We start from the raw sequence: 25,671 nt of genomic DNA on the forward strand, positions 1-25,671 counted from the left end.
CTGCACGCTAACTTCACTTCGCCCCATCACCTATGAGGACGTTCGGTGGGAGCCGCAGGGCGGGCGGCGCGCGGGAGGGGCACGGCCCGGGTACGGCACCTATCACCCGTCCGTGCCGGCCAGCATTGCCGATCTGGTCCTGGAGCTGCCGGCGCGTGTATTGGCCGACGCGGAGTCGGCCAGTCGTGAGATCGCACGGTTTGACGCCGAACTTGGCGGCGAGATCGCACCGTTCGCTGCGGTGTTGCTGCGGTCGGAATCGGCCGCCAGCTCGCAGATTGAAAACCTGACCGCGACGGCGCGCGCGATCGGTGAGGCTGAGTTACCCGGTGGCAAGGCCAGGCGCAACGCGGAGATGATCGTCGCCAACACCGCCGCAATGAAGGCGGCGGTCGCGCTTTCCGACACCGTAGACGCTGATGCGATCCTGGCGATGCACCGCGCAGTGATGATCAACGACCCACGTCATACGCCGGGCGCGTTCCGGACCGAGACGGTGTGGATCGGCGGTGGATCCACACCCATCGGTGCGACGTTCGTCGGCCCGCGTCATGAGTTGATCGCTGGGGCTATTGCCGACTTGATTGCTTTCGCGCGGCGCGCCGATGTTCCCGCGCTGCCGCAGATCGCAGTTGGCCACGCGCAATTCGAGACCGTTCACCCGTTCACAGACGGCAACGGCCGCACCGGCCGCGCTCTGGTGCAAGCCCTACTGCGCAACAAAGGCCTGACGCGTCAGGTCACGGTGCCCGTCTCAGCCGGCCTACTCGCCGACACCGATGCGTACTTCGCCGCGTTGACGAGCTATCGCGACGGCGACGCCGCGCCGATCGTCGAGAGCTTCTCCCACGCCACCATTCTGGCGATCGCCAACGGCCGACAACTGGTCGCCGACCTCCGGGAAATCCGGGAAAGCTGGAACGGTGTTATCACCGCGCGATCCGACTCCAGCGTGTGGAAGGTCGCCGACTTGTTGACCCGCCGTCCAGTCGTGAACGCCGTACTACTGGCGCAAGAACTGGGCATCGAGTCCACCAACGCTCACCGCTACCTCAACCCACTCACCGCGGCGGGAATCCTTATCGAGACAACCAACGGGCCGCGCAACCGCGTGTGGCGATCTCCCGACGTGCTTGCCACACTTGACGCTTTCGCCGAACGCGCTGGACGGCGTGGCTGATGCGCGAGAATGCACCTCGGACATATCTGGTCGGCAGGGGGTGTCGTGGTGCTGCTTCGGGTGATGCGACGGTTGCGCTCTCAAACCTTGGCTTCGCCATGAGGACATTCGTGGTGGGTGTAGTGGGGGTTTGTGGCGTGCTAGCCGCAGAGGCGGCGTCGCTATTGATGCCCGAACGTCATGCGATGTCATGGTTTTCAGGTGTCGCCTTGGCATTGGCGCTCGTCGCCGTCCGATGGTCGCTGGGCCGTCGGCCCACTCCCGGGCCGGCAGACGGCGGGCAGGACCAGGCCGGGATGACGATCAGACGGTGGGTGGAACGGGCCGAGTCCCAGATCGCGTGGTCGGACTCCACTCGGGCGGACTGGGATCGACGGCTGCGGCCCTCCCTGGCCCGGCAATTCGAAATCGCTACCAGGCAACCACGGAGCAGAAACCCAGCAGCATTCGCGAACACAGGCCGCATCCTGTTCGGGGATGACCTGTGGCGCTGGGTTGATCCTGACAACATTTCACGCACCGGCGCCCAGGAACGCGGGCCGGGGCGGGCGGTGTTCGTCCACATTATCGAGCGTCTGGAGCGCCTGTGACACTGCCGGTTACGACGACGGCTACCCTCTGCGAAGCGATCCTCGATGAGATCGGACGCGCCGTGGTGGGTAAGCGCGAGGCGCTGACGCAGATTCTGACCACCGTGCTCGCCCGGGGGCACGTGCTCATCGAGGACCTCCCGGGCTTGGGCAAGACGTTGATCGCCCGGTCGTTCGGCGCAACTTTGGGCTTGGACTTCACCCGTGTGCAGTTCACTCCGGACCTGCTGCCGGCCGATCTGCTCGGTTCGACCATCTACGACATGCAATCGGGGCGGTTCGAGTTCCGTCAGGGCCCCATTTTCACCAATCTGCTGCTGGCCGACGAGATCAATCGGACGCCGCCGAAGGCGCAGGCGGCATTGCTGGAGGCAATGGCCGAGCGGCAGGTCAGCATCGACCGAACCACGCATCCGCTGCCGGACCCGTTCATCGTGCTGGCGACCGAGAATCCCATCGAGTACGAAGGCACCTATCCGCTTCCGGAAGCACAGTTGGACCGGTTCGCGATCCGCCTCGAGCTGCACTATCTGTCGAAACCGGAGGAACGGTCGATGCTGCGCCGCCGTCTCGATCGCGGCTCTGCCGAACCCCAGCTCCGCCAAGTCGTTGACCGACATCAGCTACTGGCCATGCAGGAATCCGTGGAGCAGATCGCGGTCGACGACGATGTGCTGGATTACGTAGTGTCGCTGGCAGACGCCACCCGCCATCACCCGCAGGTCGCCGTCGGAGCGAGTCCCCGAGCCGAACTCGACCTGGTGCAACTCGCCCGGGCGCACGCACTTCTGCGCGGCCGCGAATACGTGATCCCCGAGGACGTCAAAGCACTTGCCGTGTCGGCGATGGCGCACCGCGTCATCCTGCGACCAGAGATGTGGGTGCGGCGCATCCAGGCCGGCGACGTCCTAGCCGAACTGCTAGACCGCATGCCTACCCCGCGGGATCAGCAGACGCGATGACCGAAGCCCGCGAGATCACGGTCCAAGCCGCCTGGCGCGCTTCGCCATTGACTCTCGCGATAGCGACCTGCATCGCAGCGGTCTTCGCGGCAGCAGCGATCAGCGCCCACTGGCAACTGATCACGCTTGCTGCCCCGCTGCTGGGCATGCTGTGCTCGATGTACTGGCAGTCGGACAACAAGCCAGCAGCGCGCATTCACAGCTCAGCGGCCCGGCAGTACTTCTTTGAATCCGAGCAAGCGCAGTTCACCGTGTCAATAGCGCCCGAAGCTTCTGTTGCACTATGGATTTCGGCAACCAACGGAATGGAGGTCGAGATTCTCGAATGCGCGCCGGATCGTCAGACCATCGCCGTTTCGGCGCAACGCTGGGGACGTTATGTGGTGTACGCCCACGTCGAGGTCCGCGCAGCCGGCGGGCTACTGCGCGGAACGGCGACCGTCGAAGCGGCGGACTGCTGCGTGTTTCCCATTGCACCCCCGCAAGACACCGGCCTGCCCAACGCCGAACTGCCCGATCGTCTGGGCAGTCACCTCGTCCGTCGCACCGGTCCTGGCGTCGAGTTCGCCGAAATCCGTGCCTACGTGCCCGGCGACCAACTGCGTACGGTGAATTGGCCCGTCAGCGCCCGACGCCGCACACTGCACGTGACTGACCGGCTCACTGACCGCGCCGCTGACGTGGTGGTGCTCATCGACAGCCATGCACAGCCTCTAGGCCCCGCAGCAGAAGCCACTGACCGGATGGCGCGCGGCGCAGTCCAAGTGGCTCAGACCGCATTACGCCACGGCGACCGCGCCGGCATCGTCGCCCTCGGCAACCGGCGAATCCAATGGCTCGGTGCCGATATGGGCAAAGCTCAGTTCTACCGAATCGTGGACACCATTCTCGATGCAACGGGTGCCGGGCCCGACACCGGCATGAGCACGCTGGTTCCCCCGGGAGCGGTCCCCGCCGGCGGGATCGTCATCGCATTCTCCACGCTGCTGGAGACCGATTTCGCGCTAGCACTGATCGACCTCCGAAAGCGCGGACACACGGTCGTGGCCATCGACATGCTCGTCGGGACACCCTTCTCCGACGACCACGACCCGCTGGTCGACCGGATGTGGGCGCTGCAGCGATCATTCATGCACCGCAACATGTCCACCCTCGGCGTGGACGTTGTGCCCTGGACGCCAGAACACACCCTCGATCAAGCCATGGCGCTGGTTCCACAGCATCGACGCCCACGACGAAGGCCACGATGACGTACGTCCACAGCAAGGCGCATCTCCTCTCGACCGTGGTCGGGCTGGCGACGGCGACAATCGCGGGAATCAACACCGCGGGAAGCGCATTCGTCGTTGCCGTAGCTTGTGCTCTCGCTGTCGGGGTGGGTATTCGAGTGCGCCACGCCGCAACGACCGCTGTGCTGCTCGCCGCGGTCGCAGCCATGCTCAGCAACGCGCCACCACTGCAAGCCGGACTGGTCGGCCTGTGCGGCGCCTACTACCTGCTGTTGCGACATGCGGAGCCTCGATCCGTGGGATCAACGGGCCGATCTCCGATGGTTGCTGCCGTGTGCTTCACCGTCGTCGCCGTTTTGATCGCCTCACTGCCGCTCGATTTCCCGTGGCTGACGATCCTTGCCGGGCCGAGCATGTTTGTGGCGTACATAGTGGCCGTCCGACCGTTCTTCCCCAGAGCCGTAGCGCGTTCGAATCGGGACGAGATCTGATTACTCGCGAGGTGATCTCAGGGATGGTCGTGGTGATCCAGCGCCGACGGGAGTCTGTGATCGCGTACCCATGCGTGGTGGATTTTGCCGAGTTCGGTTGTGGGGCCTGCGATGCCGTCCATGTCGTCGAGGATGGAACGCGTGTGCAGGGTCGCGTTGAGTCCGGCGGCGATGCTGGCGAAGGCAAGGGTGATGCGGGAAGTGAATGCTTGCTCGGGTGGCAGAGTGATCTTGGCGGCGGGGTGGCTTGAGTCACGAATGTCGAACATGCCGTTGATGATTCGCGCAGTGGTCTCGGTGGTGTAGGTGACCGGTTGGGGGAGGTTGACTTCGTGGGTCATCTGCGAGATCCATTGCTTCAGTTCGGCATTGGTGAGCGTGGACCCAGCGGCGAAGAAGCCGAGTTGAGTCATCAGGTCGCGGCAGTCATCGATGCGTTGTTCATATGCGGCGCGCTGGAATGACACCCACAGCCATCGCGCGCGTTCTGTCAGGACGGTGACGCAGCCGAAGTCGAGGAAGCCCACGGTGCCGTCGGCTCGGAAGCGGTAGTTGCCGGGGTGCGGGTCGGCGTGGACGAGGTTGGCGTGGCGGCAGTTCCCATTGATGAAGCGCGCGATTACCTCTGCCCAAGCATTTTTCAGGTCTTGGTCCGCGTGTTGTGCTGCGGCCCAGTCCATGCCGTCAAGGTAGGTCATCGTCAAGGCCCGTCCCGTAGATGCCTCGGGCACAACTTCGGGAATGACGATGAACGGGTGTCCCCGGTAAAGGTCGGCGAATAAGGCGATCATTTCGGCTTCGTGATGGTAGTCGATTTCTTCGGCGATCCGGGTGGCAGCTTCCTTCGCGAGGGAGCGGGTATCGATCGGCATGCCCGACGCGGCGGTGGCGAACCGCAGGAATGTCGCTAATAGTTCGGTGTTGGCCAGGTCGTGGCGGATCGCTTGGCCGACGCCAGGGTATTGGATCTTGACGACGACGTCGCGCCCATCGTGAAGGGTGGCGCGATGGACCTGCCCGACTGAAGCCGTTGCCATCGGCTCGTCAGAGAAGTTCCGGAAATGCTCTGCGGCTGAGCCGAGTTCATCGGCGATGACGCGTTGGACCAGCTCGGGATGCATGGGCGGTGCATCTGCCTGAAGTTTGGTGAGGGCTTTTTGGTAGGGTGCGAAGCCACTAGCGCTGAAGGCTGCGGTGTCCATCATGGACATGATCTGGCCGGCTTTCATCAGCACACCCTTGGAGTGGCCAAGCAGCTCGGTGTAGCGCTTGGCGGTCCGTTCGTGGAAGCGGTGCACCTCCCCGGGACGACCGGTGTGTTCGCGGATGCTGGCTAGCAGTCGCCCTCCGACGGCTTGCGCGGTGAATCCCGCGATCGGCATGGTGCGGCGGATGCGGCCGGTGGGCAGCGGCGTATCCGGTGAGGTCATCGGGGTCCCTCTTCAGGCTGTGAACCGGGCGGGCACGTGATGGGGACCCCGGATGGCGGGGGTATCGCGCCAGGCCGGCGTGGCGGTCAAGACGGGTCGTCGTTCCAGGATGTGGCGCAGGGCAGTGCTGGTCTCTAGTCGGGCCAGTGCGGATCCGAGGCAGTAGTGCGCGCCGTGGCCGAAGGTCAGCGGTGACGGTCCGGGTCGTCCCGGTAGGAATTGATGGGGCGCGGGGTAGACGTGGGGGTCGCGGTTGGCGGCGGCGATGCAGACCAGCACGCTCTCGCCGCTGCGGATGTGGACTCCGGCGAGCTGTTGATCGGCGGTGGCCGTGCGGGCGGCGGCTTGCACCGGTGAGTCCAGGCGTAGCAATTCGGTCAGGACGGTCGCATCGGCAGGGTCGATGTGGTCGGCCAGCCGTGTGCCCTCGGCCGTTGGGGTAATCAGTCGGATGAGGGCAGCGCCCAGGAGGTTCGCGGTGGTTTCATGGCCGGCCACAGCGACGAGGATCGCCGTGGTGACCACCTCGTCGAGGGACAATTCGGGTGCGGTGGCCAGATAGCTGAGCAGGTCGTCGCGCGGATGGGCGCGCCGGTCGGCGGCAGCGGGCAGGAATTCGGTGATCAGCGCGGTCGTCGCCGCCAGTCCCACGTGCAGTGTGTCGGTGTCGGTGATACCGCTCAGCAGGCGGATGACGGCAGGGGAGTGCTCGCGCAATACCTGGCACTGCGCGGGGTCCAGGCCTAGCCAGGCGGCGATGACCGCGACGTGCAAGGGCCAGGCAATTTGTGACATCACGTCGAACGGTTCGTCGACGTCGATCGTCGATATGGCTTGTTTGCAAAGGGATTCGACGCCCTCGGTGAGCTGGCTGATGAAGGAATGGCCGAAGACGTCTCGGACGGCGTGGCGCAAACGATCGTGGGTGGGCCCGTCGGTGAACAGCATGTTAGCCGCGACGGTGTCGGCGGTGAAGAAGCGGCCGGCGGTGGCCGCCTGGTTGGCGCGCGGGTCGCTGATCCAGTGCGGCGCGGCCAGCACATTGCGAGCGACTTTATGGCCCAAGACAAGCCACGCTTGTGCGGTGGCATCCCAGACCACATCGCCCTCGCGACGGCGGGCGGCATAGAAAGGGTAGGGGTCGACCGCATCCCACGGCAGCCGAGGCATGAAAACGTCAGGGGTGGTCATGCCGCTCCAGAGCCGACGGCAGTCCGCGCTCACGGACCCACGCGTGGTGGAGCTTTCCCAACTCGGTGATGGGGTCAGCCAACCCGTCGGTATCGTCAGCGATCGCCCGGGCGGGCAGCGTTGCCCGCAGTGCGCCAAGAATGCTGCTGATGGCGAGTTGGGCACGCGGAGCGAAGACGAACTCAGTGGGCGTGGCCATGCGGGACAACGGGTTAGCGTCGGAGCGCAGGTCGAAGATGCCGCGAAGGGCTCGTTCGATGGTGTCCTGGGTGTAGGTGGCGGGTTGGGTCATGTCGGTGATTTCGTGGAGTTGCTCAGACCACCACTGCCTGAGTTCCCCGACGGTCACGGTGGAGTCGGTGGCGAAGAAGCCAGCCTGCACCATGTGCTCGCGGGCGTCGTCGAAGCGGCCTTCGATCACGGCGCGGACCATTCGAACCCACCGCAGCCGTGGCAGCTCGGGCAGAGTCTTGACACAACCGAAGTCCACGAAACCGACGCTGCCGTCGGTATTGAAGCGGTAGTTGCCGGGGTGCGGATCGGCATGCAGCAGGTTTGCGTGCCGCATGTTGCCGTAGCTGAACCGCAGTACGACTTCGGCCCAGGTGTTCTTCAGATCTTGGTCGGCGTGTTGAGCAGCGGCCCAATCCATTCCGTCGAGGTAGGTCATCGTTAGCACACGATCGCTACTGAGTTCGGGGATCACTTCGGGTACCCGGATGAAGGGATGGCCGCGGTAAAGCTCAGTGAACTTCGTGATGCTGGCTGCCTCGTGCCGGTAGTCGACCTCCTCACAGATCCGCGCCGCTGCCTCGCGGGCCATCGTCCGCACATCGGGCGTCATGCCCGATGCTGACATCGCGAATCGGATGAACGTGGTCAGTAGTTCGGTGTTGGCCAAGTCATCGCGGATCGCCTGAGCGACGCCGGGATACTGAATCTTGACCGCAACTTCACGACCATCAGACAGCACCGCACGATGCACTTGACCGATCGACGCCGCCGCTAACGCCGCCTCTGTGAAGTCGGCGAATTGTGTTACCGCAGGGCCAAGTTCAGTGTCGAGCACCTGCCGAACGAGCGTGATATGCATCGGCGGCGCGTCGGCCTGCAGCCGGGCCAACGCCGATTGGTACGGCGCGAAACCTCCATTGCCCAACGATCGGGCGTCGATCAGGGACAGTATTTGTCCGGCCTTCATCAACGCGCCACGCGAGTGGCCCAGCAGCTCGGCGTAGCGCTCTGCGGTGCGTTCGTGGAACCGGTCGACGGCGCCATCATCGCCGGCTTTCGCCCGTATGCCGGCGACGAGCCGGCCGCCGGCGGCGCGGGCGGTGAACCCGGCCAGCGGCATGGTGCGCCGGATCCGCCCCTGCGGTACAGGATTGTTGTGTTGCGGCATCGAAAGTCTCCCACCTAGCGGACCCGCAATGTAAAGTGGCCTCGTACGCAGAGTAAGTGATCACTTGCGGAAGGTCAATCATGACGGCGCCCACACGCGAACGGATCGTGACCGAGGCGATGCGGTTGTTCAGTACCAAGGGGTTTGAAGCCACGAGTGTCTCTCAGATTGAAGCCGCAGCCGGACTGTCTCCGGGATCGGGAGCTCTCTACCGGCACTTCGCATCCAAGGAAGCACTGCTGAGTGCCGGCATCGACCGCCAACTCGACCGCCGCGCCGCCATGCACGACATCCGGGCATTGTTCGCCGGACTCGGTGATCTGCGCTCCGAACTCACCGTCCTCGGGCGCTACCTGCTCACCGTCATCGACCAAGAACTCCAAGTACTCCAGATCGCTGCCCGCACCCCCGCCGGACTGTCACCTCGCCTTGACGCCGCATATGCCGCCCTCGTCGACGGCCTCACCGCCGAACTCTCCGACTGGATCACCGCTTGGGGGCCATCACTGGCAAAACGACACTGCGCCGTGCTGGCGACCCTCGGGGTCAACGGCATCCTCGGCGCCCGTATCGCTACGAGCCTCTTCCGGGAGTCCGCCGCCGGCATCCCTGACGACGAATATCTCGCGGAATGGACAGCCGTCCTCGCCGCCCGCATCGAGTCCCGCCCACAATGACGCTAGCTGCCAGGCGGCAGCGCAAAGAGCCGTGGTCTCTCCGAACATGAGACGGAAAGCCATGACTTCCGAATCATCTGTAAACACCCAAGAGGAAGACTCGCGTCCGTAACAGACTGCTACGCCTTAACCGCGCGGAGCAACTTTGTCGCCCGGCCTGTCCAACGGCCCCGGGGTTTTCCCTCAATCCTTCAGGCATAAACGCCGACTCACCTTATTCAGTACAGCTAAATACCACCTCTGAACAGCGCCCCCGGCAGGAATCGAACCTGCGACCTAGGGATTAGAAGGCCCTTGCTCTATCCGACTGAGCTACGGAGGCAGCGCGTCGATAGTCTAGCGGGGCGGGTTTGCCAGAAGGGGCGCGTGTAGCTTCCCGGGAATTGGAATCTCGGTGAGCGCAGCTCCCCGCAAACGTCAGTCGACCCCGAACCGGGCCTGCAGCGCGTCCTGCAGCCGCTGAACTTCCCGCAACTTTTCCCGCAGTCGCAGCACCGGCTCGGGCGTCCTGGAAGCACCCCATCCGGCGTCCAGACGGTTCTCCCAACGGAGCTGCGCAACGGCGATCAACTCCTCGAGATCGTCGATTTCGGCCTGCATGAGCTCACTGAAGCGCCTGGCCTGAGCAGCATCGTTGGGGTGAGAGTTGCGCTTCAGCGGATTTCGCGGAAACCGCCGATTGAGCTGCGTGGGCGCGCCCGCGATGTACATCGACTCGGCGTGGGCGGTCATTCCGCCGGCCGAAGCTGGGTAGGGGTCCTCGAGAAGCATTCACAAATCGTGCTTTGAATCGCGCGAAGTTTCCTGATGGTCAAGTTGAAGGACAACGGCGCGTCATCGTGCGTTCACTTTGCCGGGAGCGACACGCAGCCTCTGAGCTACCGCGATTGGCGGCCGATTTCTGGGACGCTGGCCTGCCGGGATACCGCCGTGCCTCACTCAGAATCTGAGAATTCCTCAGCTTTAGCCTAAGTTGAGCTATGGTGTGACGACTGGCACATGCCTCGGCGGCCAGGGCAAAGGCGTTAGGCGAGCTAAGGACAAGGGAGTCTGGCAGCTTATGAGCAGTCCGATCGAACACGTCACCGCGCGATGTACGCGGGCGTTCCATATTGGCTCGCTCTTGCTGCGTGGATCCCCGACGGCCGCAGGCTGGGTGCTCGGCTGGCTCTCGGCTGAATTCGCCCCGTATGTCGTCACCGGCCACGCCCTCTCGGTTGTGCCGTCGCCGCTGGAGAAGGTCGCCTGCGCACTGGCCGTCCAAAAAGCCGACTCCGTGCTCGAAGCCGCTCTCAAGGACACCTTCGGCGAGAATTACACCACCGCGGTACACCATCCGCTCGAGCCCTGCACAGCCCACCGCCCCAACCTGACCGCCGTCGTCAACGCCATGCGGCACCGCGGTCGGTACGCCAAGAAGACCAGGAACATCTCCTACGGTCCCGGCGGGCGCACCCACACGCTCGACATCTGGCGTCGCCCCGACCTGCCCGAGGGGTCCGGCGCCCCAGTCCTGATCCACGTTCCCGGCGGCGGCTGGTCGGTCAATGACAAACGCGGCCAAGGCTATCCGCTGATGACCCGGATGTCCGAGCTGGGCTGGATCTGTGTCTCGATCAACTACAGCCGCAGCCCACGCAACGCCTTCCCGAGTCACATCATCGACGTCAAACGGGCCATCGCCTGGGTCAGGGAGAACATCGCCGAATACGGGGGAGACCCCGACTTCATCGCCATCACCGGCGGTTCGGCTGGCGGGCACCTCGCGTCACTGGCCGCCCTCACCGCCGGCGACCCCACGATGCAGCCCGGCTTCGAAGGCGCCGACACCAGTGTGCAAGCCGCCGCGCCCTACTACGGCGTCTACGACCTGACCAACGCTGACAACATGCACCCGCTGATGATGCCGCTGCTCGAGCACGTCGTCATGCAGCGCCGCTTGGCCGACGATCCCAAGCTGTACCGGGACGCCTCGCCTATCCACCGCATCCACCGCAACGCTCCGCCGTTTTTCGTGCTGCACGGGGAAAACGACGCCGTCATCCCGAGTTCGCAGGCGCGTGCCTTCACCGCCGCACTGCGAAAATGCGGTCCCCGCGCGGTGTCCTACGCCGAATTGCCCAACGCCCACCATGCTTTCGACACGATCGCGACCCTGCGCTGCCAGGTGGCGGCCGAGGCCGTTGCCAGCTTCCTGGGCATCGTCTATGGCCGGCACGTCGCTGCGCGCAAGGGCACCAGAAGGGTCGCGGTCAGTTCCGCGAGCTGACGCTCAGGCCACCGTCATCAAATAGTCGGCACTGCCCCGGTAGACGATGGTCGACGGACTCGGGGTCACCGCGGCGTTGACAATCGCAGTCGCGAATTCCTCGACCGGGACGATGCTGGTTCCGTCGCCGGAAGCCACCGTCACGTGGATTCCCGCGTGGTCGAGCTCGGAACGCATTGCGTAGAGCGCAGTTTCGCCCGCCCGCTTGCTCGCGGCGATTCCCGCATATCCCTTCGGCACCGCTTTGTGCGGATAGAAGTGGGCCTGGTGACTGGTGACGAATACGATCCGCGAACCTGCCGGCATCAAGGGCATGGCCAGCGTGGTGAGCCGTCGCTGAGCGTCGCGGTTGAGCCGCATGGCGTGACCGGGATCGGCGCCCATGTCGAGGCCACCCGTCGCGTTGAGGATCAACGCATCCAGCTTGCCGAACTGGGTGGTGATGTACTGCATCATCGCCGCGACCTCGACATCGTCGGAGATATCAGCGGCCAGCGCCGTAGCACTGCCGCCGGCTCCACGGATCGCCTCGACGACCGCATTCGCCCGGTCCACCTGCTCGCGGTAGTTCACGATGACGTGGGTATCGGGGGCGGCGAGCTGGCGCGCCACCTCGGCTCCGATACCTCTCGATGCGCCCGTGATCAGGACGACGCGTGCGAATAGCTGCATGGCGGGTTCCTTCCGTTGCTGCGGCAGAACCCACCGTACACGAAATCTAAGAAAAATAAGGTAAAGATAAGATCACGCTAAGGTTGTCGGCGGCGTCAGTTCTGTGATGTGCGCGATCGGAGCAACGGCCACGCCAGCCCGACCGTAGGCAACGCCCCCGCGACGATCCGGCGGGGGTCACGTCATGCAGACATTCGCGAACAACAGCACGGGCCACGACGCGATGGACCCGAGGAACGACACGACCAGATCGGCGCCGTGCAACTGATGCAGATGCTCGGTGTGGGTGGACGACCACACCAGGCCGACCGCCAGGTAGGGCACACCGAGCAGCAGTCCGAGACCGATGAGTTCGGCGATGGTCAGCTGGTAGTTCAGCACCTGACGAAGCTTCGTCAGCATGATTTCCCTCCCGCCCCGAAGTGAGGCCAATCGTAGCCAATTCGGCAGCCGCAGAGACGAAATTGTGAGAACCTGAGTTCTCAGACTCGGGGAGGGGCCTGTGGACGATTTGATGACCCGGCTGCGCCGGGTGCTCAACTACAAAGTCAGCATCGAAGCCTTGATCGAACTCGCAATGTGGCTGGCGATACCGCATCTACTGATCGGACTCACCTGGGCCTTCTTCCACGCCGAAGCGGTGCTGCAGCTGCAGAATCGGCTCGATCAGGTGCTGCCGGCCGGCGCCGAGGTGGCCGCCTACGTACTGGCCGCCCTGCTGTGGCCGGTGCTATTGCTGCTCCCGCCGCTGTGCGTGGCCTAGTCCCTGCCTAGTCCAATCCCGGTTCCTCGCGGCTCGCCGTCACCAGAGCGCGATGCCCGTTCGACTCGACCGCTGTGCCACCGGCGGCGATCTCCATCGCCTTCTCCGTATACACCCGGTACCCGTAGTCGGGTCGGTAGCCGTGCACCTCGGGGGTGTCCAGATCGCGGATGAAAGCCAGGATCTGGGGGCTGAACAACTGCCCGGGCACCAGCACCGGGAACCCGGGCGGGTAAGGCGTCACGAACGTCGCCGAGACCACCTGCCGGCCAGCCGCCAGTCGCTCGTCGATCTCGGCATCACTGAGGTACTCGCAGTTGGCGTCGTTGTACGAGAGGTAGAACGCGGGCCGGACATCGCCTTCCGGCGTGGCATCGCCGTCGCGGAACGCGGCGTGGAATCCGCTGAAGTCGGGCAGCGGAATCGATTGCCGCGTAAGGTGATACACCCGCCGCTCGAACCGGCCGCGCTCGCCCAGGCTCATCTCCGAGACGTGCTCCTCGAGTTCGCGGGCAATCTTCACCAGCACCTCGACCAAGAACGCCACCGAACTGCGCGTCGTGCCGATATTGGTCATGAACAACACCGTGTTGCGCGATGTCTTGTTGATCTGCACGCCGTGCCGGTCCATCAACTGCTGACGCTTGAACTCGTCGCCGTCGTAGCCAGTATTGCCGATGGACAACGTGATTCGCGACGGGTCGAGCACGAATTCGTCGGCTCCCCAGGCCGCCATCATGTTGCGCAGACCCGAACGCAGCGGCTGTGAGATACGCGACGGCCGGTAGACCTCGGGGATCAGATCTGAAGTGCGCAAGCACGATACGTACTTGCGCAGCAACGGATGATTGTCGATCGCATCGCGCAGCTGCATCGCATTCTCCAGCTGACGCTGGACGAGCTCGACCCCTTCGAGTGCCACCTGGCGCCGGCCCAGATCCAATGAGGCCAGGATCTGGTAGTTCGGCGAGGTCGACGTGTGCGCCATGTACGCCTCGTGGAACGACTCGGCAACCTTCTGTTCGAAGTCCTGGTCGAAGACGTGGATCATCGAACCCTGCCGCAACGCGGTCAGCGTCTTGTGCGTCGACTGGGTGGCGTACACCCGCACCCGCGCCCGAGCCGGATCAGGGCTCAGCCGTGTGTGCAGCAGTTCCTCGTCGGACATGGCGGCCTGCTCGGTCAGCGTGGACTCGTAATGCGCGATGTACGACGGGTCTTGCAGTTTCGCGCGCAGCGCCTTGGCCGATGCCATCGCGGTGCGGGTGCGGTAGACCGGGTGGAAGCGTGCGAACGCGAACCACGCTTCGTCCCAAAGGAACACGAGGTCGGGCTTGATCGCCAGGCATTCCTCCATCACCCGCGTCACGTCGTAGACGATTCCGTCGAACGTGCAGTTGGTCAGGGAGATCATCTTGACCCGGTCGAGCTTGCCTGCAGCCTTGAGCGCCAGCAGCTTCGACTTGATTTCGAGCAGCGGCACCGCGCCGTACATCGAATACTGCTCCAGCGCATACGCCTCGAGATAGACGACCTGCGCACCGGCGAGCATCATCCCGTAGTGGTGGGACTGGTGGCAGTTGCGGTCGAGCAACACGATGTCGCCCGGTGCGACGAGGGCCTGCGTGACGACCTTGTTCGCCGTCGACGTGCCGTTCGTGACGAAGTAGCTGCGCCGCGAGCCGTAGATCTCCGACGCCAGTTCCTGCGACTCGCGCAGCGGGCCGGTCGGGTCGAGCAGCGAATCGAGGCCGCCGCACGTGGCCGACGTCTCCGCCATGAACACGTCCAGGCCGTAAAAGCCGACCATGTCCTTGATCCAATGCGAGTTGACGATCGACTTGCCCTGCGAGATCGGCAGCGCGTGGAAAACACCGGTCGGCCGGTGGCTGTACTGCTTGAGAGCACTGAAGAACGGCGTGCGGTACCGGGCGGCCACCCCATGCAGGATCGACAGGTGCAACTCGAGCATGCCTTCACGCGCGTGGAACACCCGGCGGAAGTGCTGGCCCAGCCGGCCCGCGATGTCCTCGACTTCGATCTCCGTCATCAGGTACAGGTCCAGCTCGGGACGCAGTTCAGACAGTGACGTGGCCAGGATCTCGGCGCGGTCGTCGGGGGACTGGTGATCGGCGAGTTCGTCGGTCAGCTCGGTGTCGATGAACTCCGCCAGCGTGGACAGGTCACGCGTGGACTGGTGAGAGAACCGGCGTCGGATCACGACGGCCTGCAGGTTGACGTTGAGCCGGGCGGCGATCAGGGCTTCGTCGCCGCTGCCCACTACCACCAGCTCGTAGACGAACTCGTCATCGGGGCGCCGCCAGCTGCGAACCTCTTTGCGCAGCGCGCGCTCCTGCGCGTCGGTCATCTTCTCCACGACCAGCACCTCGAAGTACGGCTGCTCGCGATGAGTCGACGGCGCGCCTTCGAGCTGGCGCGGGTCGGTCGGGAACAGATCCTGGTCCTCGCCGCCGGCATGCTCGGCGTGTCCGGACCGGTAGGACTCGGTGGTCAGCGCGCGATTGATGCGGGCGACGATGGCTGCGAACTTGTCGTAGCTGCCCCCGGCGAAGAGCCGCTGCACCCGCGCGAATTGCGGGGAACCGGGGAACGCCCAGTACGGCTCCAGCGGTGTCAGCTCGGTCAGCAGATCCCGGCAGATGCCGACGTATTTCTCTTTCAGCGCACCGGTCGTGGAGGTCCTCGTGAGCCGGTCTGCTGCCTCCTCGAGCCGGCACCAGGCGTCTGCCCGCAGCTGTCCGACACTGTTGTACGCGCGCGAGATGTCCGACATGGTAGGCCCTTTCACGATTCTCGCTGACAAGGGTTGCAGAGCGAGCGTGGAGTGCGGGCCAACGGCAGACCAACCGTGGCCGTCGATCGGCTGACGTCAGGGTTTCGGCTGCCTGCAAGCCGTCTCACAATCGAGACCCACCGCCCTTGTGTGCCGACTAGCGTGGTGACCGCGTGGACGGATCCGTGAAAGGGAGGCTGGCGGTGTCGATGAGGGTGGATCGATGAGTGGACCCGTTGACGAACTCGGCGCCCTGGACATGCTGCTGCATCGCGGCGAGGCCAACCCGCGGACCAGGTCCGGGATCATGGCCCTGGAGATCCTGGACCGCACCCCGGACTGGAACCGGTTCCGCACTGGTTTCGAGAACGCCTCCCGCAAGGTGCTGCGGCTGCGGCAGCGGGTCGTGGTTCCGACGCTGCCGACGGCGGCGCCCCGCTGGGTCGTCGACCCGGACTTCAACCTCGACTTCCACGTCCGCCGCGTGCGGGTGCCCGAGCCCAGCACCCTTCGTGAGGTGCTCGACCTCGCCGAGGTGAGCCTGCAGTCGCCGCTGGACATTTCGCGGCCGCTGTGGACGGCCACCCTCGTGGAAGGACTGGAAGGCGGCAAGGCGGCCACCCTGTTGCATCTGAGCCACGCGGTCACCGACGGAGTCGGCGCCACCGCGATGTTCGCCGAGATCTACGACCTGGAACGGGAGCCTGCCCCACGACCCGCTCCGCCAGTGCCGGTGCCACAGGACCTCACGCCCAACGACCTGATGCGCGAAGGGTTCAACCACCTGCCCGGCGCCATCGTCGGCGGTTTGTTCAGTGCCGTCTCCGGTGGGCTGTCGGTGGTCGGGCGCGCCGTGCGCAACCCGGGCACGGCTGTGTGGGACGTCGTCGACTATGCCCGCTCCGGACGCCGCGTCATCGGGCGCGCCGCCGAACCGTCGCCGCTGCTGCGCCGCCGAAGCCTGTCGTCGCGCAGCGAAGCCATCGAGATGCGCCTGGCCGATCTGCGTTCGGCCGCCCACGCCGCCGGCGGCTCGATCAACGATGCCTACCTGGCCGGGTTGTGCGGGGCGTTGCGGCGCTATCACGAGACGCTCGGCGTTCCGATCAACAGCCTGCCGATGGCCGTGCCGGTGAGCCTGCGCGCCGAGGCGGACCCGGCCGGTGGCAACCGGTTCGCCGGGGTCAACCTCGCCGCGCCGATCGCCGTCGCCGACCCCACGCTGCGCATCCAGAAGATCCGCAAGCAGATGACCTCACGGCGCGAGGAGGCGGCCATCGATTTGATGGGCGCCGTCGCGCCGGTGATCGGGCTGCTGCCCGACGCCGTGCTCGAGGCGATGACCGGCTCGGTCATTGCCTCCGATGTGCAGGCCAGCAATGTTCCGGTATACGCCGGCGACACCTACATCGCTGGGGCAAAAGTGCTGCGGCAGTTCGGGATCGGGCCTCTGCCCGGTGTCGCGATGATGGTCGTGCTGGTCTCCCGGGGCGGCTTCGCCACGGTCACCACCCGCTACGACCGCGCGTCGATCACCGACGAGCACCTGTGGGCGCAATGCCTGCGTGAAGGTTTCGACGAGGTGCTGGCGCTGGCCGGAGATCCGCCGCCGAAGGTGGTGCCGTCGTCGTTCCCCGACCCCGTCGAGTCCGCCCAACCCAGCCCGAACGGATCGGTGTCCTTCTGATGAGCGACAAGGAGATGCGCCTGCCCGGTTCGGTCGCCGAGGTCAAGGCCAGTCCGGAAGGCCCGAAGATCGGCGCGTTCTTCGACCTCGACGGCACGCTGGTGGCCGGGTTCACCGCCGTCATCCTGACCCAGGAACGCTTCCGTAGCCGCGACATGGGCATCGGTGAGCTGATCACGATGATTTCCGCCGGCCTCAACCATCAGCTCGGCCGGCTGGAGTTCGAGGATCTGATCACCAAGGCGTCCCAGGCCCTGCGCGGACGGCAGATGAGCGACCTGCAGGAGATCGGCGAACGGCTGTTCGTGCAGAAGATCGAAAACCGGATCTACCCGGAGATGCGCGAGTTGGTGCACGCCCACCTCGAGCGTGGGCACACCGTGGTGCTCAGCTCGTCGGCCCTCACCATCCAGGTCGAGCCGGTGGCCAAGTTCCTCGGCATCGAGAACACGCTGACCAACCGGTTCGAGGTCGACGAGGACGACGTGCTCACCGGCGACGTGATCCGGCCCATCCTGTGGGGACCCGGCAAGGCCAACGCGGTGCAGAAGTTCGCCGCCGAGAACGACATTGACCTCAAGAACTCGTACTTCTACGCCGACGGCGACGAGGACGTCGCGCTGATGTATCTGGTCGGCAACCCACGCCCGACCAATCCCGAGGGCAAGATGGCCGCGGTCGCTCGCCGTCGCGGCTGGCCGATCCTGCAGTTCCACAGCCGAGGCGGCGGTGGGCTGATGGGGCAGGTCCGCACCCTGCTCGGCGTCGGGGCCCTGGTGCCCGCGGCGACAGGTGCGATCTGGTGGGGCGCGCTCACCCGTAGCCGACGGCGCGGCCTCAATTTCTTCACCACCGCGTTCCCCAATCTGCTATTGGCCGCAAACGGCGTGCGGCTCAACGTCCTTGGCGAAGAGAATCTCACGAAGCAGCGGCCTGCGGTGTTCATCTTCAACCATCGCAACAACGTCGATCCGGTCATTGCAGCATCGCTGATCCGGGACAACTGGACCGGAGTCGGCAAGAAGGAGCTGCAGAGCGACCCCGTCGTCGGCACGCTGGGCAAGCTCGTCGACACCGTCTTCATCGACCGCGACGACCCCAAGGCCGCACTCGAAACCATGCACCAGGTCGAGGAATTGGTGGCCAAGGGCCTCTCGATCATGATCGCCCCTGAGGGCACCCGGCTGGACACCCGAACCGTCGGCCCGTTCAAGAAGGGACCGTTCCGGCTGGCGATGGCCGCCGGTGTTCCGTTGGTGCCGATCGTGATCCGCAACGCGGAGGTGATCGCCTCGCGCGATTCGTCCACCATGAATCCCGGTGAGGTGGATATCGTTGTGTATCCGCCGCTTTCGGTCGAGGACTGGACGTTGGAGAATCTGTCGGAGCGCATTGACGGGGTTCGCCAGCTGTATCTGGACACGCTCAAGGACTGGCCTGTCGACAAGCTGCCGGTGCCGGAGATCTACCAGACGGCGCCGGCGAAGAGAGCACCTGCCAAAAAGGCTCCTGCCAAAAAGGCGCCCGCCAAGAGGGTGGCGGCGAAAAAGGCGCCCGCCGCGAAGTCACCGAATGCCAAGGGCCGCAAATGACCCGATCCGACCATTTGGCCGATTTCAGTACCACCGACGACGCGCTGGTGCTGGCGTCGGTGTCGTCGAAGGCCGAGTTCGAGCTGCTGAACGACTGGCTGCACGCCCAGCGACGGGCGCATCCCGACACCAAGGTCGAGGTGCTGCAACTGCCTGCCGGTGATCCGCCGCCCGGAGTGGTGGCCCAGCTCGTGGAGGAACTCGGGGTCGGGGAGGACCGACTGGTCGTCCCGGTGCGGGTGTTCTGGGTTCCCGGCGGATTGCCTACCCGGGTGAAGATCGTCGGCCTGCTGTCCGGGCGTGACACCTACCGGCCGCCGGAGCTCTTGCAGCGCAACATCCTTCGTAAGGATCCCTCGCGCGCCCGCGTCGTTGCCGGTGAACCGGCCAAGGTGTCCGAACTGCGTCAGCAGTGGCAGGAGAACACCGTCGGCGACAGCCCGCGGGACTTCGCGCGGTTCGTGCTGCGCCGCGCCGCGCTGGCGGTCGAGCGGATGGAATTGCGCCTGCTCGGACCCGAATACAAGTCGCCACGGCTGATCACCGACGAGTTGATGGCGTCCTCGCGGTTCATGGAGGGCCTGGACAAGATCCCCGGCGCCACCCCGGCCAAGGCCGAGGAAATGCTCAACGAGCTGGCCACCGGCTGGAGCAGGTTCTCCGTCGACCTGATTCCGAACCTCGGGCGCGCGATCTTCAGCCGGGGCTTCGACCCGCGAATCGACTACGACTCCATGGAAATCGAGGCCATGCGCCGCGGCCTGGAAGACCACCCGGCGGTACTGCTGTGGTCGCACCGGTCCTATCTCGACGGCGTCATCGTCCCGGTGGCGATGCAGGAGAACAAGCTGCCGCCCGCGCACACGTTCGCAGGCATCAACCTGTCCTTCGGATTCATGGGGCCGCTGATGCGCCGCTCCGGCGTCATCTTCCTGCGCCGCAAGCTCGACGATCCGCTTTACAAGTACGTGCTGCGCCAGTTCGTCGGCTTCATCGTGCAGAAGCGTTTCAACCTCAGCTGGTCAATCGAGGGCACCCGGTCACGCACCGGAAAGATGTTGCCGCCCAAGCTCGGACTGCTCGCGTACGTCGCCGACGCCTACCTGGACGGCCGCAGCGAAGACATTCTGCTACAGCCGGTATCGATCAGCTTCGACCAGCTGCACGAGACCACCGAGTATGCGGCCTACGCCCGCGGCGGGGAGAAGACCCCGGAGAGCGCGGAGTGGCTGTTCAACTTCATCAAGGCGCAGGGGGAGCGTAACTACGGCAAGATCTACGTCCGATTCCCCGAGGCTGTCTCGATGCGGCAATACCTCGGCGACCCGGGTGGTGCGATCGCCTCGGACGAGGACGCCAAACGCCTGGCCATGCAGAAGATGGCTTTCGAGGTGGCCTGGCGGATCCTGCGGGTCACACCGATCAACGCCACCGGACTGGTGTCGGCGCTGCTGCTCACCACCCGCGGTCGTGCGCTGACGCTGAGCCAGCTGCATCACACGCTGCAGGACTCGTTGGATTACCTTCAGCGAAAGCAGAATCCGATGACCAACAGCGCCTTGCGGCTGCGCACCCCCGAGGGAGTGCGGGCCGCCGTCGACGCGTTGTCCAACGGGCATCCGGTGACTCGGGTGGACGGCGGGCACGAGCCGGTGTGGCGGATCGCCCCCGAGCACGAACATGAGGCGGCGTTCTACCGCAACACGCTTATCCACGCGTTCCTGGAGACGGCGATCGCCGAACTGGCACTGGCCCATGCCGGGCGCGCACCCGACGGCGACCGGGTGGCGGTGTTCTGGGACCAGGCGATGAGATTGCGTGATCTGCTGAAGTTCGATTTCTACTTCGCTGATTCCGCCGCGTTCCGTGAGCATCTCGCCGAAGAGCTGTCGTGGCAAGACGATTGGGAGGTCCACGTCGCCGCCGGCGGTGACGCCGTCGACGACCTGCTGCGCCGGAAGCAACCGCTGATGTCACACGCGATGCTGCGGCCGTTCATTGAGGCTTACGAGATCGTCGCCGACGTGTTGTGTGACGCGCCCACAGACATCGATGAGAAGGAACTGACCAAGCGGGCATTGGGTGTAGGTGCCCAATATGCGGCGCAGGGTCGGATCCGCAGCAACGAGTCGGTGTCGGCGCTGCTGTTCGCAACAGCCCGGCAGGTGGCCGCCGATCAGCACCTGCTGGAGGCCGCACCCGATCTGCAGCAGCGCCGCGAGGACTTCCTGCACGAGCTGCGCAGCATCCTGGCTGATATGGACCGCATCAGCGCGCTGTCCACCGAGCAGTTCTATGCCCGCGAAATGAAATTACGCGAGCTGGGCGCCTGACCATACGCTGAGTGAATGTCTGCGCCAGCCGCCCACCGCACCGCGGTATGGCCCGTGCTGTCGATGGTGGCGCTGCTGGCCGGTATCACCGCCGCCGGCATCGGCGCGTTCTCGCTTGCTGATGCACTGACCGCGACCGGCCTGCCCGACGCAGGCAGGCTCACCACATTGGGATTGCCGTTCGTGCGGGCGGCCGGTGAGATCGCGGCGGTTCTCGCCGTCGGCTCGTTCATGTTCGCCACGTTCCTCGTGCCACCGCAGGACAATGGGGTGCTCGACGTCGCCGGTTACCGCGCACTGCGGATCGGTGTCGCCGCCTCCGGGATGTGGGCGGTGTGCGCCCTCCTGATGATCCCGCTGACCATCTCCGACGTCTCCGGTCAGCCACTGGGCGACCATCTCAACCCTGTCCAGCTGTGGGCGGTGACCGGCCTGGTCGACACCGCGGGTGCCTGGCGGTGGACGGCGTTTTTGGCGCTGGTCGTCGCGATCTCGGGCCGCGCGGTGCTGCGCTGGTCGTGGACGCCGTTCTTGTTCGCCGGCTCGCTGATGACGCTGATCCCGCTGGCTCTGACGGGCCATTCGTCGGCGGGTGGTGCCCACGACCTGGCCACCAACAGTCTGATGATCCATTTGCTGGCCGGCGCGTTGTGGGCGGGCGGCCTGTTGGCGCTCCTGGCCCATGCGATCTACGGCGGCGAGCACGCCGACCTGGCCGCGCGACGCTTCTCGGCGGTGGCGTTCTGGTGCTTCATCGCGATGGCGCTCTCCGGGGTGATCAACGCCTTCATCCGAATGCGGTTCTCCGACCTGTTCTCCACCGAGTACGGCTGGCTGGTGGTGGCCAAGATCGTCGCGCTGGGTTCCCTCGGAGTGATCGGGTGGCGGCAACGCCGCGGGCCGGTAGCCGCACTGCAAGCCGACCCGCAGGCACGCGGCGCACTGGTCCGGCTGGCATTCATCGAGGCGCTGGTGTTCGGCCTGACCTTCGGCATCGCGGTCGGCCTGGGCCGTACCCCGCCACCGGCACCGCTGAACGCGAACCCGTCGCCCGCCGAAGTGGCGATCGGCTACGACTTCGCCGGGCCGCCGACCGTCGCGCGGATCCTGCTGGACTGGCGCTTCGACCTGGTATTCGGCACGGCCGCGATCGTGTTCGCCGCGGTCTATCTGGCCGGACTGATCCGGTTGCGCCGCCGCGGCGACACGTGGCCGGTGGGCCGGACGGTGGCCTGGCTGCTGGGCTGCGCGGTGCTGCTGTTCGCCACGTCGTCGGGGTTGGGCCGGTACATGCCGGCGATGTTCAGCATGCACATGACCGCGCACATGCTGCTGTCGATGCTTGTGCCCGTGCTGCTGGTGCTGGGTGCACCGGTGACGCTGGCGCTGCGGGCGCTGCCCACCGCGGGCAAGGGCAATCCGCCCGGGCCGCGAGAGTGGCTGCTCGAGGCCCTGCACAGCAGGTGGTCGCGGTTCTTCACCCACCCGGTGGTGGCCACCATCATGTTCGTCGCCGGGTTCTACGGCCTGTACTTCGGCGGGATCTTCGACGCTGCGGTGAGCAATCACGGCGCCCACGTCCTGATGAACCTGCACTTCCTGATCAGTGGCTATCTGTTCTATTGGGTGGTCATCGGCATCGACCCCACGCCGCGGCCGCTGCCAGCCGTAGCCAAGATCGCGATGGTGTTCGCGTCACTGCCGCTGCACGCGTTCTTCGGCGTGGTGATGATGGGCATGGACCAGGTGCTGGGGGAGAGCTTCTACCGCTCACTGCACCTGAGCTGGCACACCGACCTGGTCGGTGATCAGCACCTCGGCGGCGGAATCGCTTGGGCAGCAGGTGAAATCCCGCTGGTGCTGGTGATGATGGCGCTCCTGATCCAGTGGAGCCGCAGCGACCGGCGCACCGCCAAGCGGACCGATCGTGCCGCCGACCGCGACGACAACGCCGACCTGGCCGCCTACAACGCGATGCTGGCCGAGATGGCCCGCCGCGAGGGCAACCGCTGATCCATCCCCAGTCCCGGTTTCATCCACAGCTTGTCGCGGGCGTGCCGCAGTGGGGGCGTGGTTGTCGGGGGCCGGCGGCTCACTGGAGGCGCACATCGCATCGAATCGAAAGGACCCATAGCCATGTTCGAGACTCATCTGACAGTCGTCGGCCGCATCGTCACCGACCTTCGCCGCCGCGTCGTCGGCGACCAGGAGCTGATCAGCTTCCGGGTGGCCAGCAATTCCCGCCGCCGCACCGGTGACGGCACCTGGGAGCCGGGCAACTCGCTGTTCATCACCGTCAACTGCTGGGGCAGGCTCGTCACCGGCGTCGGCGCCGGACTCTACAAGGGCGCACCGGTCATCGTCGTCGGCGACGTGTACACGAGCGAGTACGACGATAAAGAGGGTGTGCGGCGCTCGTCGCTGGAGATGCGGGCCACCGCGGTCGGCCCCGACCTGTCCCGCGCCATCATCCGTTTCGAACAACCCCAGCCCAAGCCGTCCGAGCCTGTCGCCGACGAGCCCGACAAAGAGGATCCTGTCAACGCGGATGACGGCGAGGACATGACGGGCCTGGCCCTCTCGGCATGAAACTACCGCGGCGGTCGCGCTGGCCTGGCCAGCGCGACCGCGAGGCCTTCGCCGGACGCGCCTAGGATGGTCGGCGAGCAATTCACGACCAAGACGGAAGGCAAAACCGCGGCAATGGCGGAATACATCTACACCATGCGGAAGGTCCGCAAAGCGCACGGCGACAAGGTCATCCTCGACGACGTCACGCTGGCCTTCCTGCCCGGAGCCAAGATCGGCGTCGTCGGCCCCAACGGTGCCGGTAAGTCGAGCGTCCTGCGGATCATGGCCGGCCTCGACCAGGCCAACAACGGCGACGCGCTGCTGGCGCCCGGCGCCACGGTCGGCATCCTCATGCAGGAGCCGCAGCTCGACGAGACCAAGACCGTCCGGGAGAACGTCGAGGACGGCGTCGCGATCAAGGCCAAGCTGAACCGGTACAACGAGGTGGCCGAGCAGATGGCAACTGACTACACCGATGAGCTCATGGACGAGATGGGCAAGCTCCAGGAGGAACTGGACGCGGCCGACGCCTGGGATATCGACTCCCAGCTCGAGCAGGCGATGGACGCGCTGCGCTGCCCCCCGCCTGACGAGCCGGTGACCCACCTCTCCGGTGGTGAGCGCCGCCGTGTGGCGCTGTGCAGGCTGCTGCTGTCCAAGCCGGACCTGCTGCTGCTCGACGAGCCGACCAACCACCTCGACGCCGAAAGCGTGCTGTGGCTCGAACAGCACCTCGCTGACTACAAGGGCGCCATCCTGGCGGTCACCCACGACCGGTACTTCCTGGACAACGTCGCCGAATGGATCCTGGAGCTCGACCGCGGCCGCGCCTACCCGTACGAGGGCAACTACTCGACCTACCTGGAGAAGAAGGCCGAGCGCCTGGAGGTACAGGGCAAGAAGGACCAGAAGCTGCAGAGGCGGTTGCGCGAGGAACTCGCCTGGGTCCGCTCCGGCGCCAAGGCCCGACAGGCCAAGAACAAGGCGCGCCTGGGCCGCTACGAAGAGATGGCCGCCGAAGCGGAGAAGACGAGGAAGCTTGATTTCGAGGAGATCCAGATCCCGGCTCCGCCGCGGTTGGGCAACGTCGTCGTCGAGGTCGAACACCTCGACAAGGGTTTCGACGGTCGCATTCTGATCAAGGATCTGTCATTCACACTGCCCCGCAACGGCATCGTCGGCGTCATCGGCCCCAACGGTGTCGGTAAGACGACGCTGTTCAAGACGATCGTCGGGCTCGAGGAGGCAGACAGCGGCAGCGTGCGGGTCGGTGACACCGTGAAACTCAGCTACGTGGATCAGAGCCGCGCCGGTATCGACCCGAAAAAGAATGTGTGGCAAGTGGTTTCGGACGGCCTTGACTTCATCGAGGTCGGCCAGAACGAAATCCCGTCGCGGGCTTACGTGTCGGCTTTCGGATTCAAGGGACCCGACCAGCAGAAGCCGGCCGGGGTGCTCTCCGGTGGTGAACGCAATCGGCTCAACCTGGCGCTCACCCTCAAAGAGGGCGGCAACCTGATCCTGCTCGACGAGCCCACCAACGACCTCGACGTCGAGACGTTGTCCTCGCTGGAGAACGCGCTGGAGAATTTCCCCGGCTGCGCGGTGGTGATCAGCCACGACCGGTGGTTCCTGGACCGCACTTGCACGCACATCTTGGCGTGGGAGGGCGGCGACGACAACGAGGCCAAGTGGTTCTGGTTTGAAGGAAACTTCGGGGCCTACGAGGAGAACAAACTCGAGCGATTGGGAGCTGACGCGGCCCGTCCGCACAGGGTCACCCATCGCAGGCTCACACGCGACTAATGTGGCGCTGCGGACCAGCGTCGGTGCGCAAG

The 25,671-nt window shown here is 65.4% G+C and carries 21 protein-coding genes and 1 tRNA gene; 14 read left to right on the forward strand and 8 right to left on the reverse strand.

The window, feature by feature from the left end:
• The first annotated feature begins 25 nt into the window (after positions 1-25).
• From CG716_RS25145 to CG716_RS25165, 5 genes are all read left to right on the forward strand, one after another.
• The gene (locus CG716_RS25145; protein ID WP_094483858.1) at positions 26-1,180 is read left to right on the forward strand and encodes a Fic family protein; all 1,155 of its coding nucleotides are present in this window, start codon (positions 26-28) and stop codon (positions 1,178-1,180) included.
• A 185-nt stretch (positions 1,181-1,365) separates the two neighbouring features.
• Positions 1,366-1,770, forward strand: coding sequence for a hypothetical protein (locus CG716_RS25150; RefSeq protein WP_234818025.1), 405 nt, complete (start codon positions 1,366-1,368; stop codon positions 1,768-1,770).
• Positions 1,767-2,732 carry an AAA family ATPase gene (locus CG716_RS25155; RefSeq protein ID WP_094483860.1) on the forward strand — a complete coding sequence of 322 codons (966 nt, stop codon included), beginning with the start codon at positions 1,767-1,769 and terminating at the stop codon, positions 2,730-2,732. The genes CG716_RS25150 and CG716_RS25155 overlap by 4 nt, the downstream gene beginning before the upstream one ends.
• Positions 2,729-3,982: a DUF58 domain-containing protein gene (locus tag CG716_RS25160; protein WP_094483861.1), complete on the forward strand. Its 1,254-nt coding sequence runs from the start codon at positions 2,729-2,731 to the stop codon at positions 3,980-3,982. The genes CG716_RS25155 and CG716_RS25160 overlap by 4 nt, the downstream gene beginning before the upstream one ends.
• Entirely contained in the window at positions 3,979-4,452 is a 474-nt protein-coding gene (locus CG716_RS25165) for a hypothetical protein (protein WP_094483862.1), read from the forward strand. Before CG716_RS25160 ends, CG716_RS25165 begins: the two co-directional genes overlap by 4 nt.
• Positions 4,453-4,469: 17 nt before the next feature.
• On the opposite strand, the gene CG716_RS25170 is transcribed toward CG716_RS25165, so the two are convergent.
• The 3 genes from CG716_RS25170 to CG716_RS25180 are packed head-to-tail and all read right to left on the reverse strand — an operon-like array spanning position 4,470 to position 8,475.
• Complete coding sequence (locus CG716_RS25170) at positions 4,470-5,882, reverse strand: ABC1 kinase family protein (protein ID WP_207760772.1); 1,413 nt, start codon at positions 5,880-5,882, stop codon at positions 4,470-4,472.
• Positions 5,883-5,894: 12 nt separating this feature from the next.
• Positions 5,895-7,073 carry a cytochrome P450 gene (locus CG716_RS25175; RefSeq protein ID WP_094483863.1) on the reverse strand — a complete coding sequence of 393 codons (1,179 nt, stop codon included), beginning with the start codon at positions 7,071-7,073 and terminating at the stop codon, positions 5,895-5,897.
• Positions 7,060-8,475, reverse strand: coding sequence for an ABC1 kinase family protein (locus CG716_RS25180; protein ID WP_207760773.1), 1,416 nt, complete (start codon positions 8,473-8,475; stop codon positions 7,060-7,062). The genes CG716_RS25175 and CG716_RS25180 overlap by 14 nt, the downstream gene beginning before the upstream one ends.
• A gap of 80 nt (positions 8,476-8,555) precedes the next feature.
• On the opposite strand from CG716_RS25180, the gene CG716_RS25185 reads away from it, so the two are divergent.
• Positions 8,556-9,152 (forward strand): TetR/AcrR family transcriptional regulator, encoded by a 597-nt coding sequence (locus CG716_RS25185; protein WP_094483864.1) that lies wholly within the window; start codon positions 8,556-8,558, stop codon positions 9,150-9,152.
• Between the two features lie 248 nt (positions 9,153-9,400).
• On the opposite strand, the gene CG716_RS25190 is transcribed toward CG716_RS25185, so the two are convergent.
• Positions 9,401-9,474 (reverse strand) — tRNA-Arg (locus tag CG716_RS25190).
• A 95-nt stretch (positions 9,475-9,569) separates the two neighbouring features.
• On the reverse strand, positions 9,570-9,923 hold the full coding sequence (locus tag CG716_RS25195; protein WP_133067020.1) for a hypothetical protein: 354 nt from the start codon (positions 9,921-9,923) through the stop codon (positions 9,570-9,572).
• A 289-nt stretch (positions 9,924-10,212) separates the two neighbouring features.
• Between CG716_RS25195 and CG716_RS25200 the strand changes: the two genes are divergently transcribed.
• A complete protein-coding gene (locus CG716_RS25200; protein ID WP_094483866.1) occupies positions 10,213-11,421 on the forward strand; it encodes an alpha/beta hydrolase in 1,209 nt (402 codons plus the stop codon).
• 3 nt (positions 11,422-11,424) lie between these two features.
• Here the strand turns inward: CG716_RS25200 and CG716_RS25205 are convergent, their stop codons facing one another.
• Positions 11,425-12,093, reverse strand: a complete 669-nt coding sequence (locus tag CG716_RS25205; protein WP_094483867.1) for an SDR family oxidoreductase — start codon at positions 12,091-12,093, stop codon at positions 11,425-11,427.
• 177 nt (positions 12,094-12,270) lie between these two features.
• Complete coding sequence (locus CG716_RS25210; protein ID WP_094483868.1) at positions 12,271-12,495, reverse strand: hypothetical protein; 225 nt, start codon at positions 12,493-12,495, stop codon at positions 12,271-12,273.
• A gap of 100 nt (positions 12,496-12,595) precedes the next feature.
• On the opposite strand from CG716_RS25210, the gene CG716_RS25215 reads away from it, so the two are divergent.
• Entirely contained in the window at positions 12,596-12,856 is a 261-nt protein-coding gene (locus tag CG716_RS25215; RefSeq protein ID WP_094483869.1) for a hypothetical protein, read from the forward strand.
• Positions 12,857-12,863: 7 nt separating this feature from the next.
• Here CG716_RS25215 and CG716_RS25220 read toward each other — a convergent pair whose 3' ends face one another.
• Positions 12,864-15,650 carry an aminotransferase class I/II-fold pyridoxal phosphate-dependent enzyme gene (locus tag CG716_RS25220; RefSeq protein WP_094483870.1) on the reverse strand — a complete coding sequence of 929 codons (2,787 nt, stop codon included), beginning with the start codon at positions 15,648-15,650 and terminating at the stop codon, positions 12,864-12,866.
• A gap of 223 nt (positions 15,651-15,873) precedes the next feature.
• Between CG716_RS25220 and CG716_RS25225 the strand changes: the two genes are divergently transcribed.
• The 6 genes from CG716_RS25225 to ettA all read left to right on the forward strand — a co-directional run bounded on the left by CG716_RS25225 (position 15,874) and on the right by ettA (position 25,639).
• Positions 15,874-17,337 (forward strand): wax ester/triacylglycerol synthase family O-acyltransferase, encoded by a 1,464-nt coding sequence (locus CG716_RS25225; protein WP_094483871.1) that lies wholly within the window; start codon positions 15,874-15,876, stop codon positions 17,335-17,337.
• Complete coding sequence (locus tag CG716_RS25230; protein ID WP_094483872.1) at positions 17,337-18,929, forward strand: HAD-IB family hydrolase/lysophospholipid acyltransferase family protein; 1,593 nt, start codon at positions 17,337-17,339, stop codon at positions 18,927-18,929. Before CG716_RS25225 ends, CG716_RS25230 begins: the two co-directional genes overlap by 1 nt.
• Positions 18,926-21,262: a glycerol-3-phosphate 1-O-acyltransferase gene (locus tag CG716_RS25235; RefSeq protein WP_094483873.1), complete on the forward strand. Its 2,337-nt coding sequence runs from the start codon at positions 18,926-18,928 to the stop codon at positions 21,260-21,262. The genes CG716_RS25230 and CG716_RS25235 overlap by 4 nt, the downstream gene beginning before the upstream one ends.
• 15 nt (positions 21,263-21,277) lie before the next feature.
• Complete coding sequence (locus CG716_RS25240; RefSeq protein ID WP_094483874.1) at positions 21,278-23,275, forward strand: bifunctional copper resistance protein CopD/cytochrome c oxidase assembly protein; 1,998 nt, start codon at positions 21,278-21,280, stop codon at positions 23,273-23,275.
• Positions 23,276-23,398: 123 nt separating this feature from the next.
• Complete coding sequence (locus tag CG716_RS25245; protein ID WP_094483875.1) at positions 23,399-23,851, forward strand: single-stranded DNA-binding protein; 453 nt, start codon at positions 23,399-23,401, stop codon at positions 23,849-23,851.
• A 114-nt stretch (positions 23,852-23,965) separates the two neighbouring features.
• On the forward strand, positions 23,966-25,639 hold the full coding sequence (ettA, locus tag CG716_RS25250; RefSeq protein WP_094483901.1) for an energy-dependent translational throttle protein EttA: 1,674 nt from the start codon (positions 23,966-23,968) through the stop codon (positions 25,637-25,639).
• Positions 25,640-25,671 lie beyond the last annotated feature (32 nt).

Source organism: Mycolicibacterium sphagni (assembly GCF_002250655.1).
GTDB lineage: Bacteria > Actinomycetota > Actinomycetes > Mycobacteriales > Mycobacteriaceae > Mycobacterium > Mycobacterium sphagni.

Coding starts and splice junctions, on each gene's coding strand:
- CG716_RS25165 (WP_094483862.1), top strand. CDS start 3,979: ATGACGTACGTCCACAGCAAGGCGCATCTCCTCTCGACCGTGGTCGGG.
- CG716_RS25195 (WP_133067020.1), bottom strand. CDS start 9,923: ATGCTTCTCGAGGACCCCTACCCAGCTTCGGCCGGCGGAATGACCGCC.
- CG716_RS25245 (WP_094483875.1), top strand. CDS start 23,399: ATGTTCGAGACTCATCTGACAGTCGTCGGCCGCATCGTCACCGACCTT.
- CG716_RS25235 (WP_094483873.1), top strand. CDS start 18,926: ATGACCCGATCCGACCATTTGGCCGATTTCAGTACCACCGACGACGCG.
- CG716_RS25230 (WP_094483872.1), top strand. CDS start 17,337: ATGAGCGACAAGGAGATGCGCCTGCCCGGTTCGGTCGCCGAGGTCAAG.
- CG716_RS25210 (WP_094483868.1), bottom strand. CDS start 12,495: ATGCTGACGAAGCTTCGTCAGGTGCTGAACTACCAGCTGACCATCGCC.
- CG716_RS25200 (WP_094483866.1), top strand. CDS start 10,213: ATGAGCAGTCCGATCGAACACGTCACCGCGCGATGTACGCGGGCGTTC.
- ettA (WP_094483901.1), top strand. CDS start 23,966: ATGGCGGAATACATCTACACCATGCGGAAGGTCCGCAAAGCGCACGGC.
- CG716_RS25185 (WP_094483864.1), top strand. CDS start 8,556: ATGACGGCGCCCACACGCGAACGGATCGTGACCGAGGCGATGCGGTTG.
- CG716_RS25170 (WP_207760772.1), bottom strand. CDS start 5,882: ATGACCTCACCGGATACGCCGCTGCCCACCGGCCGCATCCGCCGCACC.
- CG716_RS25220 (WP_094483870.1), bottom strand. CDS start 15,650: ATGTCGGACATCTCGCGCGCGTACAACAGTGTCGGACAGCTGCGGGCA.
- CG716_RS25175 (WP_094483863.1), bottom strand. CDS start 7,073: ATGACCACCCCTGACGTTTTCATGCCTCGGCTGCCGTGGGATGCGGTC.
- CG716_RS25160 (WP_094483861.1), top strand. CDS start 2,729: ATGACCGAAGCCCGCGAGATCACGGTCCAAGCCGCCTGGCGCGCTTCG.
- CG716_RS25225 (WP_094483871.1), top strand. CDS start 15,874: ATGAGTGGACCCGTTGACGAACTCGGCGCCCTGGACATGCTGCTGCAT.
- CG716_RS25150 (WP_234818025.1), top strand. CDS start 1,366: ATGTCATGGTTTTCAGGTGTCGCCTTGGCATTGGCGCTCGTCGCCGTC.
- CG716_RS25205 (WP_094483867.1), bottom strand. CDS start 12,093: ATGCAGCTATTCGCACGCGTCGTCCTGATCACGGGCGCATCGAGAGGT.
- CG716_RS25240 (WP_094483874.1), top strand. CDS start 21,278: ATGTCTGCGCCAGCCGCCCACCGCACCGCGGTATGGCCCGTGCTGTCG.
- CG716_RS25180 (WP_207760773.1), bottom strand. CDS start 8,475: ATGCCGCAACACAACAATCCTGTACCGCAGGGGCGGATCCGGCGCACC.